Source organism: Streptomyces sp. Q2 (assembly GCF_056820935.1).
Genome location: NZ_JBXEJE010000012.1, coordinates 181,375 through 198,666, shown reverse-complemented (window position 1 = coordinate 198,666; position 17,292 = coordinate 181,375). Strand labels below are relative to the sequence as shown.

The following is a 17,292-nucleotide window of genomic DNA, read 5'->3' as shown; positions in this document are numbered from 1 at the left end:
TCCGGGGCCCGGCACCGGGTAGAACACCCGTGATGACCACGACCCTGCGGCCGACCGAGCCGCTCCAGCGCACGGCCGACGGGACGCGCTCACGCCGCTATCAGGTATGCGTGAACAGCCGTCCCGTCGGCGAGATACATCTCGGCACGTCCCCCGTCCTCGGCGACACGGTGGCCCGGATCCTGCATCTGCACATCGAGGAGCCGGACCGCCGGCGCGGCCGGGGCACGGTGGCCGCGCTCGCCGCGGAGGAGGTGGCACGCGGCTGGGGCTGCAAGCGGATCGAGGCGGCGGTGCCGGCCGAGGCCGAGGCGGCACTGAGGGCGGCGACCGCCCTCGGGTACGTCCTGCGCAACCGGCTGATGGAGAAGGGCCTCGGTGACACGCCGCCGGAACTGCCCGCCGGCAGCCGGAGCCGTGCCATGACCGAGGCGGAGTTCGCCGCCTGGCAGGAGCACGAGAAGAAGGCCTACGCGCAGAGCTGGATCTCCCGCGGCGTGCCCGAGCCCGAGGCACGGGCCAAGGCCGAGAAGGACCACGCCACCTTGCTGCCCGACGGCCCGGCCACCGAGGGCATGCGGTTCAGCGTGCTGGAGCACGACGGGGTCCGGGTCGGCACGCTGTGGCTGGGATCGCGTGACGAGCGTGCCTTCGTCTACGACGTCGAGACCGACGCCCGTCACCGGGGCCACGGCCACGGCCGGACGCTCATGCTGCTCGCGGAGGCGCAGGCCGTCGCGGCCGGGTGGCCCGGTATCCGGCTGAACGTGTTCGCGGGCAACACCCCGGCCGAGCGGCTCTACGAGTCACTCGGCTACCGAACCCGGACCCACCACCTGTACAAGGAACTGCTCTGACGCGAGGAGCCCTGCGGGATTCAGGCACCCTCGGCCAGCAGCCGGTCCACGATCTCCTCGATGCGCTCGCGCAGCCCTTCCTGGCTCTTGCCGCCGTCGAGGCGCTCGCCGTCGATGACATAGGTGGGTGTGCCGGTCACGCCGATCGCCTTGCCCTCGGCCTGGTCGGCGTCCACGATCAGGATGTGCCGGCCGTCGATCAGCGCGGTGTCGAACTCCTCCGCGTCCAGGCCCAGTTCCCGGGCCACCGCGACCAGGAGGGGTTCCCCCTCACGGTCCAGCTCGGTCACCCGGGCCAGCACCGCCTCGACGTACGGCCACCCCTGCCCCTGCTCCGCCGCCTCCTCGGCGGCCTGCGCGGCGGCGAAGGCGTGCTTGTGCTTCTCCAGCGGGAAGTGCCGCAGCCGCAGTTCCAGCCGGTCGCCGTAGCGGGCGCGCAGGGCCCGGAGGTCGTCCAGGGCGCCACGGCAGTCCGGGCACTGGAGTTCGCACCAGACGTCGAGAACGGGGGCGGCGGCACGGGCGGGGGAGGAGTCACTCATGCCCCCATTCTCCCAGCCGCGACCGGGAGGGCCCCACCGGACCTCGGTCCGGCACGGCCGCCACCTGCGACGGCGACCCCGACGGCCCCTGGGGTGTACGACCCGACCGGCACCTGCGGAGGAGCCGACCCGGAGATGTCCCTGATGTCCGGTCGGAGCATGGCCCGGCGGGGTGCCGGGGGTGCAGGATGGAAGGGACGAAGGCCCCTGCCCGACCGCGCCCTGCCCTGGAGGACCGGATGATTGCCGAGACCGTCTGTTCCGCCGTCGCCGCAGCCGGTCTGGGCATCGCGGCGGTCACGGCATACCGCAAGCGTTTCCTCTCCGCCGCGCGCATCGCCGCGTACGCGCTCGTGCCGCTCGGCCTGGTCATGACCGGCGTCGTGGAGTGGCTGGCGGACACCGCGTTCAGCCCGACGGCCTGGGCGGGCTTCGGGGTGCTCGGCGTCTCGTGGCTGATGTTCGCGGGCACGCGCGCCGTGGAGCGCCGCCGGGGCGGTACCCGCAAGGAGCGCAGGGCGGCGGCCAAGAGTGCCGCCCAGAGCGAGGCGGTGGCGCCGGCGGCCTCGGCGCCCTCCCTGGGACCGGGCACCCGCCCGGCGGCCAAACCCGCGGCCCGGCCCCGCGGCGAGACCGCCACGGAGGACTTCAGCGACATCGAGGCCATCCTGAAGAAGCACGGCATCTGACGTGCACGGCTGACGTGACGGCCGACGGCATCTGACGTCCGCGTGAAGCACTGAAACGGCCTGAAACGACACAGCGAGTCTCTGCGCGTCCGAAAATGATCACGACTCGAACCGGACATCACGGAATTCGGCGAACTCCCGCGCATTACGGGCGTGTTGATCGCGCCACACGTCCGGACTGCGTCATCATCACCGCGAGATGCTGGACACGACACAGAGCGACGCCGCGCCACCTCAGGACGAGCCGCGCGGATGCCTCTTCGCCCTTTCCCAGCCACCGCTGATGATCTTCCTTGCGGTGATCGGGTGTCTGCTGCTCACGGCTGCGCTGCACGACCTGCTGTTCCTGTGAGCCATACCCGCGGTCCCCGGCGCCACCCGCCGGGGACCGCGAGGACGCCGGCACCTCGTCCGGGCTCAGCCCGCCGCCTCCTTGCGCCGCGCCCGGTACGCGGCCACATGCAGGCGATTGCCGCAGGTACGGCTGTCGCAGTAGCGCCGCGAGCGGTTGCGGGAGAGGTCCACGAAGGCTCGGCGGCAGTCGGGTGCCTCGCAGCGGCGCAGCCGCTCCTGCTCGCCGGCCACCACGAAGAAGGCCAGCGCCATCCCGCAGTCGGCGGCCAGGTGATCGGCGACGGAGGCGCCGGGCGCGAAGTAGTGCACGTGCCAGTCGTAGCCGTCGTGGTTGGTGAGCCGGGGAGTGGTGCCCGCGGCGGCGACCAGCTCGTTGATCAGCGCGGCGGCCGCTCGGGCGTCCGGTGCGGCGAAGACCGCCGCGAACCGTCCTCGGATCTTGCGCACCGCCGAGAGGTCGAACTCCGAGAGCACTCCGACATCGCTGATGTCGTTGTTTCGTACGAAATTCTCAAGGCCCGCGACATCCGCCAGCGCGTCCTGAGCCGTGTCGTCCTCCGGGGCGGTGTTCACCAGATCCACCACGGTGTCGAGGGCGCACCGGGTGTCGTGGGTGATCAGCACGTTTCGCTCCCTGGCCTGGGGGTCGGGCGGGCGCCCGCCGATGCTGGCCGATGGTAATGGGTCGCGCCCGCCGGGGAGCCGACGATCGCACGACGCGCACCGGCGCCGTCCTCGTGGGGATCCACGATGACGACGCCGGCGCGTGCCCTATGCGGTTGTCTGGGCCCGAGCCGTCTCCCCGAGTGGACGGCGCCGGGCGGCTCTGTGCAGCCTCGCCCCTAGCTTTCCGCCAGGATGTGCGAGAGCTCCTGATCGAGATCGAAGTGGCGGTGCTCCGTGCCGGGAGGCACGGCGGCATCAGTCCGCTTCAGGAAGGACTCCAGGGCCCGCGCCGGGGCCTCCAGCAGGGCCTCGCCCTCCGGCGAACTCAGGGCGATGCAGACGACGCCCTGACCATGGCTGCGCGACGGCCATACACGGACGTCGCCGGTGCCGGTGGGCCGGTGGAGGCCCTCCGCGAGAAGGTCGCGGGCGAACACCCACTCGACGGTCTCCTCGGCTCCGGTGTGGAAGGTGGCGTGCACGGCGTAGGGGTCGGCCGTGTCGTACCGCAGGCCTGCGGGGACAGGCAGGGAGGACTCGCTCGACACAACGAGGCGCAGGTGCAGCTCGCAGCTGACCGTGGTGTTCATAAGCGCCAGGGCCTTTCGCTCAGTGTGCGCTCGGGGATTCGCACGTCGGCGAAATCGACATGCCACCTACGGTGCCGTTGTAAACCCCTCTGAGTGTTTTGCGTGCCTTTACGTAACTCTTCCGGCCGAGAGAGCGTTCGCACGGTACGCCCATTTCGGTGACCGGTTTCCGTCCGGTAGGGTTTGGCCGTATGAATACGGGGAGTGACGGGTCGGGCGAGGTGGCTGCGGCGGTGGAAAAGACGCGCACCGACGAGGTGCAGGGTGAGCAGGGGCTCGGTTCCAAAGCGCCCGCGTTCGTCCAGGCACGCCGCATGCTGCACCTGAGCTGGCAGGTCGGGATCTTCGTCATCGGACTCGCGGTCGTGGCCCTGGGCATCGTCATGCTGCCGTTGCCCGGACCGGGCTGGGTCGTGATCTTCGGTGGCATGGCGATCTGGGCGACCGAGTTCGTCTGGGCCCAGCTGGTGCTCCGCTGGACCAAGCGCAAGGTCACCGAGGCGGCCCAGCGCGCCCTCGATCCCAAGGTCCGGCAGCGCAACATCATCCTGACGTCGGTCGGCCTGGTGATCGTGGGCGTCATCGTCGGGATCTACCTCTGGAAGTTCGGCGTCGTGATGCCCTGGAAGATCAAGAACCAGTGAGCCGCGCCGGGGGTGCGCGGGCCGGCCGGTGCCGGTCATCCGTATCCCCTGACATGGGGTAATGTTCTCCCTGCGTCCGGGCGATTAGCTCAGTGGGAGAGCGCTTCGTTCACACCGAAGAGGTCACTGGTTCGAACCCAGTATCGCCCACCCGGACACGACGGCCCGTCTGCGAGAGAGCAGGCGGGCCGTCGTCGTGTGCGCGCACGGCGAGTCCCGGCGCGGTCGGAAAGGCCGCGCATCCTCCGGCGAGTTTTGGCCGATCAACATCCGCGTGCCGAGGGCCAGTTCACGTTCGACCGGTCGATCCCGGGCGCCTCACCTGCGGCGTCGCCCTGCCTGTCGCCGACTTCGCCCCCGACGGACCGCCAACTCGCCACACGGGCCCGGAAGAAAATCCTGTCCGAATCATTGACGCACTCCGAGGCCCTCCGTAGCTTGTGCCAGCAAGCGCTTACTTGAAACGATTCATGCAGGCGGCAACGACGCTGCGGGGAGGGTCCGACTGTGGGAACCAGCAGGAGTGTTGAGAGGCGTACGATCCTGAAGGCCGCGGGAGCGACGGCGGCCACACTGGGCCTGGCCGCGACCACGGGGTGCGGGGGAGACGGCGGTACCTCCTCGGACGGGACGGTGACGCTCCGTTATGCGTGGTGGGGTGGCGAGCCGCGCACCATCGCCATGAAGAAGGCGATCGCGGTCTTCGAGAAGAAGTACCCGAAGATCAAGATCAAGCCTGAATTCACCGACTACCAGGCGTTCTGGGAGAAGTTCCAGACACAGGCCTCCGGCGGGAATCCGCCGGACGTATTCCAGAATGCGGTCGGTTTCCTGCGCAAGTACGACAAGCGCGGTGTTCTCCTCGATCTCAAGGCGCAGGCGGACGCCGGGAACCTGAGCCTGGACAACTTCCGCAACGGCGTTCTGGCGAACGGTCAGGTCGAGGGCAAGCAGCTCGGCATCCCCGTCGGCGCCAACACCATGGCGCTCGTCATCGACCTCAAGGCCTTCAAGAAGGCCGGCGTCGAGGCGAAGATGGGCTGGACCTGGGACGAGTACTTCGACACGCTCCAGACGATCCAGGACAAGCTGAAGATCGCCGGTGACACCGGCTACCACGGCATCATGTACCTGTACGACCTGTACCTGCGGCAGAACGGCAAGGCCTTCTTCACCGACTCCGATCTCGGCTTCACCGAGGACGATCTGACGCAGTGGTGGACGGACGCGTACAAGCGCGTGAAGTCCGGGCTCGTCGCCGACCCCAAGAAGATCGAGCAGGTCTATCCGAAGTCGGGTCTGTCGGCCGGGCTCGCCGCGTCCGAGTTCACCTGGGACAACTTCTCCATCCGCTACGAGGGTGAGGGCGAGTCGGACTACGGACTCGCGCCGATCCCCACCACGGACGGCAAGCAGACCGGCCAGTACCTCGGCTCGCTGATGCTCAGCGGCTTCTCCGGGACCAAGCACCCCAAGGAAGTCGCCCAGTTCATCTCCTTCATGGTCCACGACCCCGAGGTCGGCAAGATCATGGGCTACGACCGCGGCATCCTCGCCACGACCGAGCAGTACGACGCGTTCCAGCCCACCGACGCCAACAACAAGGGCGTCAAGGCGTACGAGGAAGAGGTCGCCAAGGCCGGCGTGCTCGGGAAGATCACCCCGCACCCGTCGGGCGCCGATGTCATCGAGGCGGCGTTCCTGCGTATCGGCGGCGAGGTCTCCCAGGGCAAGACCAAGCCGGCCGACGCCGCCAAGGCGCTGTTCAGCGAGGCCAAGGCCGCGTTCGCGGGCTGAGGGGACGTACCACCATGACGCTCGTCAAGGAAGCGCCCGCGCGCCCGGTGAAGAAGCGGTCCGCCGCTCCTGCCGCCGGGCGGCGCGGGCGGCGCCGCGAGAACATCTCCGGCTATCTCTTCATGTCGCCGTGGATCGCGGGATTCCTGGTGCTCACCGCGGGGCCGATGATCGCGTCGCTGTACTACGCGTTCACCCGCTACAACCTCTTCACTCCGCCGCAGTGGGTGGGCTTCGACAACTTCACGACCATGTTCCAGGACCCGCGCTGGCAGAAGTCGGTCGAGGTCACGCTGAAGTACGTCGTCGTGGCCACACCGCTGAAGCTGCTGCTCGCGCTCGGGGTCGCGCTGCTGCTCGCGCAGAAGCGGAGCGGGCAGGGCCTGTACCGGGCCGCGTTCTACATGCCCTCGCTCATCGGCGCCAGCGTCTCCGTCGGTTTCGTGTGGCGGGCGCTGTTCTCGGACGACGCGATCGTGGATCGCACACAGAAGGTCTTCGGGCTGGACGTGGGCGGCTGGATCGGCAACCCGGACTACGTCATCTACGCGCTGGTGGCGCTGAGCATCTGGCAGTTCGGCGCGCCGATGGTCATCTTCCTCGCCGGTCTCAAGCAGGTTCCGCAGGAGCTGTACGAGGCCGCCGAGATGGACGGGGCCGGCCCCCTCCGGCGGTTCTGGAACATCACACTGCCGATGATCTCCCCGGTGCTGTTCTTCAACGTGCTGCTGGAGTCCATCCACGCGTTCCAGGTCTTCGGGTCCGCGTACGTGGTCTCCAACACCCAGTGCGGGCCGGCCGACGCCACCCTCGTCTACACCTGTTACCTCTACCAGAAGGGCTTCAAGGAGGCTCAGATGGGCTTCGCCTCCGCGATGGCCTGGACGCTGGTGGTCGCGGTGGCGCTCGTCACGGCGGTCCTGTTCTGGTCGCAGAAGAAGTGGGTGCACTACGAGGAGGCCGCCAAGTGACCACTGTCAGCACCCCCGCCGTGCGCACCGCGGGTGAGCGGCGGCGCACCGGATCCCTCGCCTGGCATGTGAGCGCGCTCGCCGTCCTCGCGGTCGTCCTGTACCCCGTGATCTGGGTGGTCGGCGCCTCGTTCAAGCCGAGCAAGGACATCATCGCCAGCATCGACCTGCTGCCCACCAAGCCGGTCTGGGAGAACTTCTCCGGGCTCGCCGACGGCATCTCCGGCATCTCCATCGGCACGTTCTTCACGAACTCGCTGATGTACGCGGGTCTCGCCGTGGTCGGTGTCGTGCTGTCCAGCTCGCTGACCGCGTACGCCTTCGCCAAGATCCGGTTCGCCGGCCGGAACCTGCTGTTCACGCTGATGATCGGCACGCTGCTGCTGCCGTACCACGTCCTGCTCATCCCGCAGTACGTGATGTTCCGCAAGCTTGAGCTCACGGACACCCTGGTCCCGCTCGTGGCGGGCAAGTTCCTGGCCACGGAGGCGTTCTTCGTCTTCCTGATGGTGCAGTTCATGCGCGGGCTGCCGCGCGAGCTGGACGAGGCCGCCAAGCTCGACGGCTGCGGGCACCTGAGGACCTACTGGTCCATCGTGCTGCCGTTGTGCCGGCCCGCCCTCATCACCAGCGCGATCTTCACCTTCATCAACGCGTGGAACGACTTCATGGGTCCGTTGATCTATCTCAACACCCCTGACAACTACACCGTCTCGCTCGGCCTGATGATGTTCCGCGATCAGGAGGGCATCTCCAACTACGGCAGCATGATCGCGATGTCGCTGGTGGCGCTGGTGCCGGTCATCGCCTTCTTCATGGCCTTCCAGCGGTACCTCATCGACGGTATGGCGACGTCCGGACTGAAGTGAGCAGAAAGGGCTGAGGCGGTCACCATGGCGGAAGCACGTGTGAAGGCCCGTTCCCGGCGCAGGGGGTCCATGTTCGGCGAACGCTTCGCGCTCTTCGCCGAGTGCCTGCTCACCGGCGTGTGGATCGCCGTGGCCTGTCTCGGGGTCGTCACCTACCCCGCGGCCTTCGCCGCCGGCGCGCGGCACCTGCGGCGCCGTACGGCCCACGAGAACGGTGGCTGGCGGGAGTTCGTCGCGGACTTCGGTACGGCCGCGCGCGCCGGGTGGATCGTCGGGCTCGTCGGCTGGGTGGCGGCCGCCGCGGTCTGGGTGGACGTCCTGGCCGCACGGGCCGGGATTCCCGGCGGGCCGTTCGTCGGGGCGGTCGGCATCTTCGCGCTGATCGGACTCGCCGTGGCGCTGCTGCGGGCGGCCGCCGTCTGGACGCCGGGTGCCACCTGGCGGGCGCTGCTCGCGGACGCGGGGCGGCGGACCGTGCTCGATCCCGCCGGGTCCTTCCTGGTCGTCTGCGGGCTGGCTGTCGTCACCCTGTCCGCCATGTTCGTCGCACCGCTGGCGGTCCCCGTCCTGGGGGCCGTCGCGGCGGCGGCCGTCGCCGTGGAGGAGCGGTACCGGCACCGCTGACCCGCGGTGTCCTCGCACAAGGTCGGCGCCCTGGGCGTCGTACCTCTCTCTGTCATGCCCCTGACCATCCGCATGTGGAAAGGAAAGGCTGGATTCTCATGTCTCCCATCCCCCGCAGGTCCATCCTCAAGGCAGCCGCCGTAGCCGGCGCCGCCGCGCAGTTCAGCTGGGCCCTAGGAGCGAACGAAGCGCAGGCCGCGCCGAGAGCCGCCGAGGCCGACGCCGATCCGGTGACCCTGGACTGGCTGGAGGACGGCGGCCTGGGCGCCGCCCCCGGCTCCACCGTCGGCGTCCCCTGGCCCAAGGGCACGTACCAGAAGGACCAGAAGTTCGCGATCACGGACGCGGACGGCAAGGCCGTGCCCGCGCAGTCGTGGCCGATCGCGTACTGGCCCGACGGCTCGCTCAAGTGGACCGCGCACGCGGTCAGTTCGGGTACCGGCAAGCTCACCCTGACCGCGGGCGAGACCGCCGCCCCCGCCAAGAAGGTCACGGTCGACAAGAGCGGCGGCACCATCGACATCTCGACCGGCGTGATCACCGCGAAGATCGGCAAGTCCGGCGCCACGCTGATCAAGTCGGTCACCCGCGGCTCGACCGAGATCGCCAAGAACGGCCGGCTCGTCCTCATCCGCCAGCCCGAGATCGAGGACGAGGACCGGGGCGCGGTCAAGACCGAGCGCTTCGAGGGTGCCATCTCGAAGGTCGAGGTCGAGCAGGAGGGCCCGGTCAGGGCGGTCGTCCGCATCGACGGCAAGCACCGCAAGGGCAGCCGCAGCTGGCTGCCGTTCTCCATCCGGCTGTACTTCTACGCGGGCGCCGACTCCTTCCGGATGGTGCACACCATCACCTTCGACGGCACGCAGGAGCCCGGCAAGGCCAGCGGCGACTTCATCCGCGGCCTCGGCGTCCGCTTCACCGTGCCGATGCGCGACCAGTCGTACGACCGCCACATCCGCATCGGCGGCGACGGCACCGGTCTGCTGCGCGAGGCCGTCAAGGGCATCACCGGACTGCGCCGCGACCCGGGCGCGGCCGTGCAGGCGGCGCAGTACGAGGGGAAGAAGCTGCCTGACCCCTCCACCTGGGACCAGCGGGTCACCACCCGGCTCCAGTACATCCCGGAATGGGGCGACTACACCCTCTCCCAGCTCTCCGCCGACGGCTTCGGCCTGCGCAAGCGCACCAAGAAGGGCCACGGCTGGATCGGCGCCGGCGGCGGCAGGCGCGCCTCCGGGTTCGGATACGTCGGCGGGGCGAGCGGCGGGTTCTCCTTCGGCCTGCGGGACTTCTGGGAGAAGTTCCCGGCCCAGCTCGACATCCGCGACGCCCAGACCGACGAGGCCGAGGTCACCCTCTGGCTCTGGTCGCCCGAGGCGCAGCCCATGGACCTGCGCTTCTACCACGACGGCATGGGCCAGGACACCTTCGCCGAGCAGCTCGAAGGCCTCAACATCACCTACGAGGACTACGAGCCCGAGTTCGGCACCCCCTACGGCATCGCCCGTACCTCCGAACTCCTCTTCTGGGCCAACGAGTCGACGCCGAGCGCCGAGACACTCGCCGAACAGGTCGAGGCCGTACGGGTGCTGCCCCAGCTGGCCGCCCCGCCCAAGCAGCTCATCAAGGCCGGGGTCTTCGGCCCGGGTCTGTACTCCGAGCCGGACCGCTCCACGCCCGCCAAGGCCAAGATCGAGGACCACCTCGACTTCCTCTTCACCTACTACAAGGACCAGGTGGAGCAGCGCCGTTGGTACGGCTTCTGGGACTACGGCGACATCATGCACACGTACGACACGGTCCGGCACCAGTGGCGGTACGACATCGGCGGATACGCCTGGGACAACTCCGAACTGTCGCCGGACCTGTGGCTGTGGTTCGCGTACCTGCGCTCCGGTCGGGCGGACATCTTCCGCTTCGCCGAGGCGATGACCCGGCACACCGGTGAGGTGGACGTCTACCACCTGGGCAAGTGGGCCGGTCTCGGCACCCGGCACGGTGTGCAGCACTACGCCGACAGCGCCAAGCAGCAGCGCATCGCCAACACGACGTACCGCCGCTACTACTACTTCCTCACGGCCGACGAGCGGGTCGGCGACCTCATGCACGCCAACGTCGACTCCGACGAGACGTTCCTCGTCCTCGACCCGATCCGCAAGATCCGCACCGAGCCGTACACGCCCGACCGGCACGCCCTGTCGATCGGCTTCGGCACGGACTGGAGCGGTCTGGTGTCCGCCTGGCTCACGGAGTGGGAGCGCAAGGGCCCCAAGTGGGAGAAGGCCAAGGCGCGCGTCCTGTCGACGATGGAGACGATCGCCGCCCAGCCCAACGGCTTCGTGCAGGGGACCGGTCTGTACGACCTCGACACGGGCAGGTTCGCCGTCGCCGACAAGCCGGTGGTCGGCGTGTCGCACCTCTCCGCCGTCTTCGGCCTCAACGAGCTGTGCGCCGAGCTCATCGACCTCGTCGACATGCCGAAGTTCAACGAGGCCTACTTCGACTACTGCCGCTACTTCAACGCGACGAAGGCCGAGCAGGCGGCCCGCTACGGCTCCAACTTCGGCTCCCTGCTGCTGTTCCAGGGCCACTCGCGCCTCGACGCGTACGCCGCCGTCAAGACCGGCGACGAGAAGCTCGCCAAGCGGGCGTGGGACAAGTTCTACAACTCCGACGGCTACAAGGAGTCGGCGCCCTGGAAGACCGAGAAGCTGAGCGGCCCGGCCGCGCTGGTCCCGGGCAGCGAGGCCACCTGGGTGGCCACGAACGACACCGCGCTCTACGGCCTCGCCGCCATCGAGAACCTGGCACTGCTGGGGGACAAGATGCCGTAGCCGTCGGCTAGTTCATCTTCCCCAGGACCTCCCGCACCCGCCGGATATCGCGCAGTCGCTGCTCGTACGTCGCCCCGAGTGCGAGCAGCAGCAGTCCGGCGAGGGCGGGAGGCGCCCAGCGGGGGAGGGCGTCGGTGACCTGGACGAGGAAGGGCGCGAGTTCGTGCAGCGCGTCCAGAGTCAGTACCCAGCCGCCGAGCAGGAGCGGGGCCTGGAGGTGGTGCCGGGCGCCCAGCAGGGTGACCAGCAGTGCCGCGAGGCCCAGCAGCAGGGGGCGCGTCCAGTGGGCGTCGCCCCAGGCCGCGACGAGGCTCGGCACGAGAGTGGCGGCGAGGCCCGGGCCGTACGCCGTCCAGGAGGACGCCCGCGGATCGCGGCGCCGGCGCAGGGCGCCGACCAGCAACGCCGGGACGGTGACCGGGAGGGTGTACGCCTCCGGGGTTCCGACGTCCCAGGAAGCCAGCCGGACCCAGGTCGCCAGCACGAACAGGGCGGTGGCCGCGTAGCCGAGGGCGCGGCGGTCCGGGCGTACGGCCGTGCCGGCGGTGATCACCGCGCACAGGGCCAGGACCAGGGCCAGCAGGGGCGGGTCGGTGACGGCCAGTGCCACGGCGAGCAGACCGGCGGCGGCGCCTGCCGCCTCGACCGGCACGGTCGCCGGGGAACCGCCGAGCCGTGCCGCGAGCAGGGCCGCGACAGCGGGCACCGCGAGCACGAGCAGGGCGGTGTGCGAGGGCGTCCAGTCGGCGGCGGCACCGATCGCGCAGGCGAGTGCGGCGGCGTACGCGAGTGCGGCCGGGGCCGTCACGGGGGCGAGGCGTGAGCGCCACGAGACCGCCGCGAACAGTGCCGTCAGGGCGGAGAGCACGGTCAGGGTCGCGGTCTGCGTGGCGAGGGAGAGGCAGGCGAGACTGAGGGAGGCGGCCGACGCGAGAACGAGGGCAGTGGGATGCGTGAGCCGGTGCTCGGGCGTGGCCCGGAGGGCGTACGCCGCCACCGCGAGTGCTCCGGCGGTCGTGACCCCCGCCGCCGACAGGCCGACGGCGTAGGGCAGTTCGAGGGCCGGCGCCAGGGTGAGCACGGTGGCCCACGCCAGACCCACCGCACCGGTCAGGGCCCGCGGGCGCCAGGCCGCGTCACGGACCGCCAGGGCGAGCACGGCCGCGACGGCCGCCAGCACGAGCGGGACCGTCGCCGCGTGCGGCGGCCAGGGCGCGTCGACCGTCACCGCCGCACGGGCGTCCGACGGGGCACCGGTCCACGCGTGCGCCGACCACCCGGCCGGACCCAGCAGCGTGACCACGAGGACCGGCAGCGCCCACAGCACGGCCAGCGCCTGCACGGTGCCGGAGGCCCACACGAAGCCGCTCCGCACCGCCTGGGGCAGTCGTCCGGCCCGCAGAGCGGCCAACAGGGCGATCCCCAAAGCCAGATGGGCCGGGACCGTCCACACCCCCGCGAGCGCGGGGCGCACCGCACCGCCGAGCGCGCCGACCGTGAGCAGTCCGGCGGTGACGGCGAGGCCGAGGGCTCGCCTCTCGCCCTGGCTCCGCCACGCCGCGACCAGCGCGATCGTCGCCGCGAGGAGGAGGAGCGCCGCCGCACGGGCGGCGGCGCCCGGGCCGGTGGCCGTCAAGGACAGCACGCCGGCGACCAGCACGCCCCAGGCGCCCGTGCCGTACGCGCCGACGGTGGCGGCGATCCGTACGGATCCGGAAGGCACCCGGAGTGCCACAACCGTGTCGAACGCGGCAGTCAGCAACAGCGCGGCCGTGATCCCGTAGGGGTCGGCGTCGGCAGCCACCGACCAGAGGAGCAGCGGGAGTTGGGCCGCGGCCAGAGCGGCCGGAAGGGGCAGACGCAGGGCGGCCGTGGCCGGCAGCAGACCGTACGCGGCCCACAGCACCGCGAGCACGGCCGACGCGACCGCCGCGAACCCCGTGCCGTCCACGTCCGCGAGGATCACCTCGTGCAGTGCGTACGCGTCGAGAACCGTCAGCGCGAGCCCGAGACCCGCCACCGACTCGGCCGTCGAGCGCAGCCCCCGCTGCAACAGCACCGCCGGCCCGGCGAGCGCGGCCAGCGTGACCGCGCCGAGCACCACGGCCCGCCCGGCGATGCCCAGATGCCCCCAGCTGACCAGCGTGAACACCATCGCCGCGATGGTGAGCAGGATGCCGCCGAGCAGCAGCAGCACGTTCTGGACACGCGGTGCGGCGGCCTCCGGGCGGGGCGGCGCGAAAACAGGCGCGGGCGGTGTGGCAGGCGCGGACGGCGGCGCGTGGTGCAGGGCCGCGACCAGCCACGCACGACGGGTCAGCAGCTGGGCCCGGCGGGCGTCCAGGTGCCACAGCTCGGCATCGAGGAGCCGCAACTCCTCGGCCGGGGGCGGAATGTGCGTCATGCCGTCGAGTGTGGTCCGCATCACGCCGAACGCCATGAGTGCGGGTACTCAGGAGGTACTCACCTACGCCTCATCCCGCCTGTGTACGGGCAGACTCCGCTCATGGACTGGACCCACTACCGCTTCCACAGCCGCTGGCACCTGCCCGCGGCGCCCGACGTCGTGTACCACGCACTCGAACGCGTCGAGGAGTATCCGCACTGGTGGCGCCAGGTGCGCGAGGTGGACCGGATCGACGACACGACCGCCGTCGTCCGCATCCGCTCCCTCCTCCCGTACGGCATGACCTTCACCGCCCGCGAGCTGCGGCGCGACCCGGCGGCCAAAGTCCTGGAGACCGCCGTGTCCGGGGACATCGACGGCTGGGCGCGCTGGACGGTCACCGCGGACGGCACGGGCAGCCTCGCCCGCTACGAGCAGGAGGTCCACGTGAACAAACCGCTGCTGCGGCGGCTGGCCGTACCGGGACGGCCGGTGTTCCGCGCCAACCACCGGCTGATGATGCGGGCCGGGCGTCAAGGTCTCGCCGGCCAGCTGGAAGCGGTTTGAAGGAAGGGCGCGCGGACCTGTATGGTTCAGTGCGTTCCCGGGCGATTAGCTCAGTGGGAGAGCGCTTCGTTCACACCGAAGAGGTCACTGGTTCGAACCCAGTATCGCCCACCGGGAAAAGCCGGTCCGTCCCAGACGGACCGGCTTTTTTTGCTGCCCCTACGCGGCCGCCGCCGGCAAGTCCGGACGCAGCGGCCACGCCGGGTCCACCGCTTCCTCCGTGCCGCTGCGCGCGAACCACGCCTGCAGGCCCCGCGCCTGCGCCGCGTGCCACACCGCCTGCAGGGTGTGCAGTTCGGCGGGGCTCAGCCGCTCCAGCCGGACCGCGAACCGGCGCCCCACCGCTCGTACGACGTCCAGCGCGGCCAGTGCGTCGGCGCCCGCGTCGTGCGCGCCCTCCAGCTCGACGCCGTAGTGCGCGCACAGGTCGGTGAGGGTGCGGCGGCCCTTGCGGTAGCGGTCCAGATGCTTGTCGAGGACCCGCGGATCGAGCACCAGCATGGGCGAGGACTCGAACCAGCGGTCCAGGGACGAGGCGCGATGACGGCGCAATTCCCGGTCCAGCAACGTCAGATCGAACGGCGCGTTCATCACCACCAGCGGCCGGCCCGCCGCGGCCTGCTCGGCGAGCGCCTCGGCTATCTCGTACATCACCGGAGCCGGCCAGCGGCCGTTGAGCTGCAGATGCTCCTGCGTCAGTCCATGCACCTCCGTCGCCCCGGCGGGCACCGGCACGCCCGGGTTCACCAGCCACCGGGTCACCCGCGGCCGGGTGCCCGGGGCGTCCTGGACGGCGACGGCGGCCGACACGATCCGATCGGTCTCGACGTCGACACCCGTGGTCTCCGTGTCGAAAGCGGCCAGGGGCCCTTCGTACCAGCACGTCATACCTACTCAACCCCTCGTTCACCCACGGCAGCTGACGCCCCGTCGTCTGCCCCGTTTGGTGATACCCGGGCTGTTTGCGCCGTACGCCGGAAGGACACAACAGGAGTACGGGTCTTTGCAGTTCAGCGACCCGGCGCGGGATTCACTCGGCCCAGGTCTGGGCATATCACTTGGCTTGGAAGGCTGTTCGTCATGGCGATAGCCCAGCCCGAGCGGGGCGGGCTGCTGCCCGAACGCACCAGCCCCCATCGCGGCACACTCGCCACCACCGCCTGCATGGAGACCTTGCAGGTGGGCTACCTGCACGCGGTCGCGGCGGCCGCCGGCTGCTCACTGTCCCAGCCCTTTCCGGACAACGGCATCGACTGGCACGTCAGTCACGGCTCACCCGGGCACACCGTCGACGACGAGGTGACCATCAAGGTGCAGCTGAAATGCACCTACCAGATCCCGCCGAATCCCCCCGGCCGCACCTTCTCCTTCACGCTCGACAACGACCACCTGCGCAAGCTCGCCCGCACCCCGGTCTCGGTCCACAAGATCCTGGTCGTGATGCTCGTGCCGAGATCCCCGGACGACTGGCTGCGCGCCAGCCACGACCGGCTGGACCTCCGGCACTGCTGCTACTGGGTCAACCTCGCCGGTCACGCCATCACCGGCCGGAACCGGACCACCGTGCGGATACCGACCTCGCGCATCTTCGACGACCGGGCGCTCTGCGAGATCATGACGCGCGTCGGGACGGGAGGCAGACCATGACGCACCGCCCGACGGAAGAGTCACTGCGGCTCGTACGACCCCACCCCGTCGACCAGACCGCTGCCTGGAACCGTCCCCCCGAGCCCGGCGAGGTCGACCCCGTCGTCCTCGGCGCCCTGCTGCGCCGGCACGGCTGGCAGCGGCGCGGGGGAGCGGCGGGGCGCTACGGCCGCTGGACCCCGCCCGGGCCGGGCGCCGGCGGAACCAGCCTGCTCGTGCCCGAGAGCCGGGCCTTCCCCGACAGCGAGGACCTGCTCGCCGAGGCGCTGCTCGCGCTGTCCCGCAGCGGCACACCCTCCGCACGCGAGGTGCTGGTCTCCCTCGCCGTGCCCAGTGACGAGATCCGCTGGTGGCGCGACGTCCCGACCGGTCCGGCCGGAACCGTCCCCTGGACGGTCGAGGAACAGCTGCGTTCGGCCGCCCGCCAGACCCTGCTCGCCGGAGCACTCGCCACCCGCGCGCGTGCGGGCTATTACGGTGCCCGCTACCGCCGCTCCGCCGCCGCGGTCCTGGAGAACGTCCTCGTCGGCTCCGCGGCAGGCGGCCGCCGCCTGACCGCCTTCGTGCCCGCCGGCACCGGCCGCCCGCTCGCCGTCCGCCTGCACCAGGCCCTGTACGCCGCCCGCGAGGCCATCGACTACCAGCGGGCCACCGGCGGCATGGACGCCTTCGACGGCGCCGTCGCGGCGGGCGTCAGCCGCGAGCTCACCGAAGCTCTGATCGCGCTCGTACGCGGTACGGAGGGGGCGCGCATCGGCGTGGAGTGGGCACCGGCCGCCGGTGTGCCCGAAGGATGCGCGGCGCCCGCCGAGGCCGTCGAGTTCTCGCCCGGTGACCTGCCCGTGCTGCGGGAGGCCGGCGCCCGCTATCTGCGCGAGGAGCCCTCCATGCCGGTCCGGATCACCGGGGCGGTGGTCCGGATGCGCAGGTCGGGGCCGCGCGGGGAGGGATCGGTACGGCTGCGGGTGATCGCGGGCGCCGAGATCCCGCACATACGACTGACGCTGGACGAGGAGTCGTACCGGATCGCCGGGCACGCGCACCTGGTCGGACTGCCGGTGCGGGTGCACGGGCGGCTGGAGAGCAGGGGCGGCTTCCGGCGCCTCACGGACGCCTCCGGGGTCGAACCGGTGCAGGTGGACGAGGCCGAGCGGGACCGGCTGATGAAGTCGCTCCAGGAGACCGCGGAGATCACGGCCTTCTTCGAGGAGGCCTGCGGCGGGGACTGATTTCGCGGAGGGCGGTCCCGGGTCGG

Annotated in this window: 17 protein-coding genes and 2 tRNA genes; 14 read left to right on the top strand and 5 right to left on the bottom strand. The window is 70.7% G+C overall.

From position 1 onward, the window contains the following. Window positions 1-32 precede the first annotated feature (32 nt). Window positions 33-857 carry a GNAT family N-acetyltransferase gene (locus tag ACWBNA_RS15670; protein ID WP_482704945.1) on the top strand — a complete coding sequence of 275 codons (825 nt, stop codon included), beginning with the start codon at window positions 33-35 and terminating at the stop codon, window positions 855-857. A 20-nt stretch (window positions 858-877) separates the two neighbouring features. Here the strand turns inward: ACWBNA_RS15670 and ACWBNA_RS15665 are convergent, their stop codons facing one another. Then, entirely contained in the window at window positions 878-1,399 is a 522-nt protein-coding gene (locus ACWBNA_RS15665) for a DsbA family protein (protein WP_482704944.1), read from the bottom strand. 239 nt (window positions 1,400-1,638) lie between these two features. Between ACWBNA_RS15665 and ACWBNA_RS15660 the strand changes: the two genes are divergently transcribed. Beyond that, a complete protein-coding gene (locus ACWBNA_RS15660; protein WP_482704943.1) occupies window positions 1,639-2,088 on the top strand; it encodes a hypothetical protein in 450 nt (149 codons plus the stop codon). A 199-nt stretch (window positions 2,089-2,287) separates the two neighbouring features. Then, window positions 2,288-2,440 carry a hypothetical protein gene (locus tag ACWBNA_RS15655; RefSeq protein ID WP_482704942.1) on the top strand — a complete coding sequence of 51 codons (153 nt, stop codon included), beginning with the start codon at window positions 2,288-2,290 and terminating at the stop codon, window positions 2,438-2,440. Between the two features lie 65 nt (window positions 2,441-2,505). Here ACWBNA_RS15655 and ACWBNA_RS15650 read toward each other — a convergent pair whose 3' ends face one another. Further along, the gene (locus ACWBNA_RS15650; RefSeq protein WP_482704941.1) at window positions 2,506-3,066 is read right to left on the bottom strand and encodes a CGNR zinc finger domain-containing protein; all 561 of its coding nucleotides are present in this window, start codon (window positions 3,064-3,066) and stop codon (window positions 2,506-2,508) included. Window positions 3,067-3,284: 218 nt separating this feature from the next. Further along, window positions 3,285-3,698: an SsgA family sporulation/cell division regulator gene (locus ACWBNA_RS15645; protein WP_004002642.1), complete on the bottom strand. Its 414-nt coding sequence runs from the start codon at window positions 3,696-3,698 to the stop codon at window positions 3,285-3,287. Between the two features lie 191 nt (window positions 3,699-3,889). Here ACWBNA_RS15645 and ACWBNA_RS15640 point away from each other — a divergent pair, with 191 nt between their 5' ends. The 7 genes from ACWBNA_RS15640 to ACWBNA_RS15610 all read left to right on the top strand — a co-directional run bounded on the left by ACWBNA_RS15640 (window position 3,890) and on the right by ACWBNA_RS15610 (window position 11,437). Beyond that, window positions 3,890-4,342 (top strand): TIGR02611 family protein, encoded by a 453-nt coding sequence (locus tag ACWBNA_RS15640; RefSeq protein ID WP_482704940.1) that lies wholly within the window; start codon window positions 3,890-3,892, stop codon window positions 4,340-4,342. Window positions 4,343-4,420: 78 nt separating this feature from the next. Beyond that, window positions 4,421-4,492, top strand: a tRNA-Val gene (locus ACWBNA_RS15635). Between the two features lie 357 nt (window positions 4,493-4,849). After that, window positions 4,850-6,139 (top strand): ABC transporter substrate-binding protein, encoded by a 1,290-nt coding sequence (locus tag ACWBNA_RS15630; protein ID WP_482704939.1) that lies wholly within the window; start codon window positions 4,850-4,852, stop codon window positions 6,137-6,139. Window positions 6,140-6,153: 14 nt separating this feature from the next. Then, the gene (locus tag ACWBNA_RS15625; protein ID WP_482704938.1) at window positions 6,154-7,110 is read left to right on the top strand and encodes a carbohydrate ABC transporter permease; all 957 of its coding nucleotides are present in this window, start codon (window positions 6,154-6,156) and stop codon (window positions 7,108-7,110) included. Beyond that, window positions 7,107-7,979: a carbohydrate ABC transporter permease gene (locus tag ACWBNA_RS15620; RefSeq protein WP_482704937.1), complete on the top strand. Its 873-nt coding sequence runs from the start codon at window positions 7,107-7,109 to the stop codon at window positions 7,977-7,979. The genes ACWBNA_RS15625 and ACWBNA_RS15620 overlap by 4 nt, the downstream gene beginning before the upstream one ends. Before the next feature lie 24 nt (window positions 7,980-8,003). Further along, window positions 8,004-8,603 carry a hypothetical protein gene (locus ACWBNA_RS15615; protein ID WP_482704936.1) on the top strand — a complete coding sequence of 200 codons (600 nt, stop codon included), beginning with the start codon at window positions 8,004-8,006 and terminating at the stop codon, window positions 8,601-8,603. Window positions 8,604-8,701: 98 nt separating this feature from the next. Continuing rightward, entirely contained in the window at window positions 8,702-11,437 is a 2,736-nt protein-coding gene (locus tag ACWBNA_RS15610) for an exo-rhamnogalacturonan lyase family protein (RefSeq protein WP_482704935.1), read from the top strand. Window positions 11,438-11,444: 7 nt separating this feature from the next. Here ACWBNA_RS15610 and ACWBNA_RS15605 read toward each other — a convergent pair whose 3' ends face one another. Next, window positions 11,445-13,877 (bottom strand): SCO7613 C-terminal domain-containing membrane protein, encoded by a 2,433-nt coding sequence (locus ACWBNA_RS15605; RefSeq protein ID WP_482704934.1) that lies wholly within the window; start codon window positions 13,875-13,877, stop codon window positions 11,445-11,447. Between the two features lie 66 nt (window positions 13,878-13,943). On the opposite strand from ACWBNA_RS15605, the gene ACWBNA_RS15600 reads away from it, so the two are divergent. Together ACWBNA_RS15600 and ACWBNA_RS15595 are read left to right on the top strand one after the other, a co-directional pair. Then, a complete protein-coding gene (locus ACWBNA_RS15600; protein WP_482704933.1) occupies window positions 13,944-14,390 on the top strand; it encodes an SRPBCC family protein in 447 nt (148 codons plus the stop codon). Between the two features lie 39 nt (window positions 14,391-14,429). Continuing rightward, window positions 14,430-14,501 (top strand) — tRNA-Val (locus ACWBNA_RS15595). Window positions 14,502-14,549: 48 nt separating this feature from the next. Here the strand turns inward: ACWBNA_RS15595 and ACWBNA_RS15590 are convergent. Then, window positions 14,550-15,278, bottom strand: a complete 729-nt coding sequence (locus tag ACWBNA_RS15590) for an exonuclease domain-containing protein (RefSeq protein ID WP_482704931.1) — start codon at window positions 15,276-15,278, stop codon at window positions 14,550-14,552. Between the two features lie 192 nt (window positions 15,279-15,470). Here ACWBNA_RS15590 and ACWBNA_RS15585 point away from each other — a divergent pair, with 192 nt between their 5' ends. Together ACWBNA_RS15585 and ACWBNA_RS15580 are read left to right on the top strand one after the other, a co-directional pair. Beyond that, window positions 15,471-16,037 (top strand): DUF4365 domain-containing protein, encoded by a 567-nt coding sequence (locus tag ACWBNA_RS15585; RefSeq protein ID WP_482704930.1) that lies wholly within the window; start codon window positions 15,471-15,473, stop codon window positions 16,035-16,037. Continuing rightward, window positions 16,034-17,266, top strand: coding sequence for a hypothetical protein (locus tag ACWBNA_RS15580; RefSeq protein ID WP_482704929.1), 1,233 nt, complete (start codon window positions 16,034-16,036; stop codon window positions 17,264-17,266). Before ACWBNA_RS15585 ends, ACWBNA_RS15580 begins: the two co-directional genes overlap by 4 nt. Window positions 17,267-17,292: the final 26 nt, after the last annotated feature.

Bases quoted from the DNA above. Each gene is read 5' to 3' on its own strand.
- ACWBNA_RS15660 (WP_482704943.1), top strand. From the start codon at position 1,639: ATGATTGCCGAGACCGTCTGTTCCGCCGTCGCCGCAGCCGGTCTGGGC.
- ACWBNA_RS15665 (WP_482704944.1), bottom strand. From the start codon at position 1,399: ATGAGTGACTCCTCCCCCGCCCGTGCCGCCGCCCCCGTTCTCGACGTC.
- ACWBNA_RS15645 (WP_004002642.1), bottom strand. From the start codon at position 3,698: ATGAACACCACGGTCAGCTGCGAGCTGCACCTGCGCCTCGTTGTGTCG.
- ACWBNA_RS15585 (WP_482704930.1), top strand. From the start codon at position 15,471: ATGGCGATAGCCCAGCCCGAGCGGGGCGGGCTGCTGCCCGAACGCACC.
- ACWBNA_RS15670 (WP_482704945.1), top strand. From the start codon at position 33: ATGACCACGACCCTGCGGCCGACCGAGCCGCTCCAGCGCACGGCCGAC.
- ACWBNA_RS15590 (WP_482704931.1), bottom strand. From the start codon at position 15,278: ATGACGTGCTGGTACGAAGGGCCCCTGGCCGCTTTCGACACGGAGACC.
- ACWBNA_RS15600 (WP_482704933.1), top strand. From the start codon at position 13,944: ATGGACTGGACCCACTACCGCTTCCACAGCCGCTGGCACCTGCCCGCG.
- ACWBNA_RS15610 (WP_482704935.1), top strand. From the start codon at position 8,702: ATGTCTCCCATCCCCCGCAGGTCCATCCTCAAGGCAGCCGCCGTAGCC.
- ACWBNA_RS15605 (WP_482704934.1), bottom strand. From the start codon at position 13,877: ATGGCGTTCGGCGTGATGCGGACCACACTCGACGGCATGACGCACATT.
- ACWBNA_RS15655 (WP_482704942.1), top strand. From the start codon at position 2,288: ATGCTGGACACGACACAGAGCGACGCCGCGCCACCTCAGGACGAGCCG.
- ACWBNA_RS15625 (WP_482704938.1), top strand. From the start codon at position 6,154: ATGACGCTCGTCAAGGAAGCGCCCGCGCGCCCGGTGAAGAAGCGGTCC.
- ACWBNA_RS15640 (WP_482704940.1), top strand. From the start codon at position 3,890: ATGAATACGGGGAGTGACGGGTCGGGCGAGGTGGCTGCGGCGGTGGAA.
- ACWBNA_RS15580 (WP_482704929.1), top strand. From the start codon at position 16,034: ATGACGCACCGCCCGACGGAAGAGTCACTGCGGCTCGTACGACCCCAC.
- ACWBNA_RS15615 (WP_482704936.1), top strand. From the start codon at position 8,004: ATGGCGGAAGCACGTGTGAAGGCCCGTTCCCGGCGCAGGGGGTCCATG.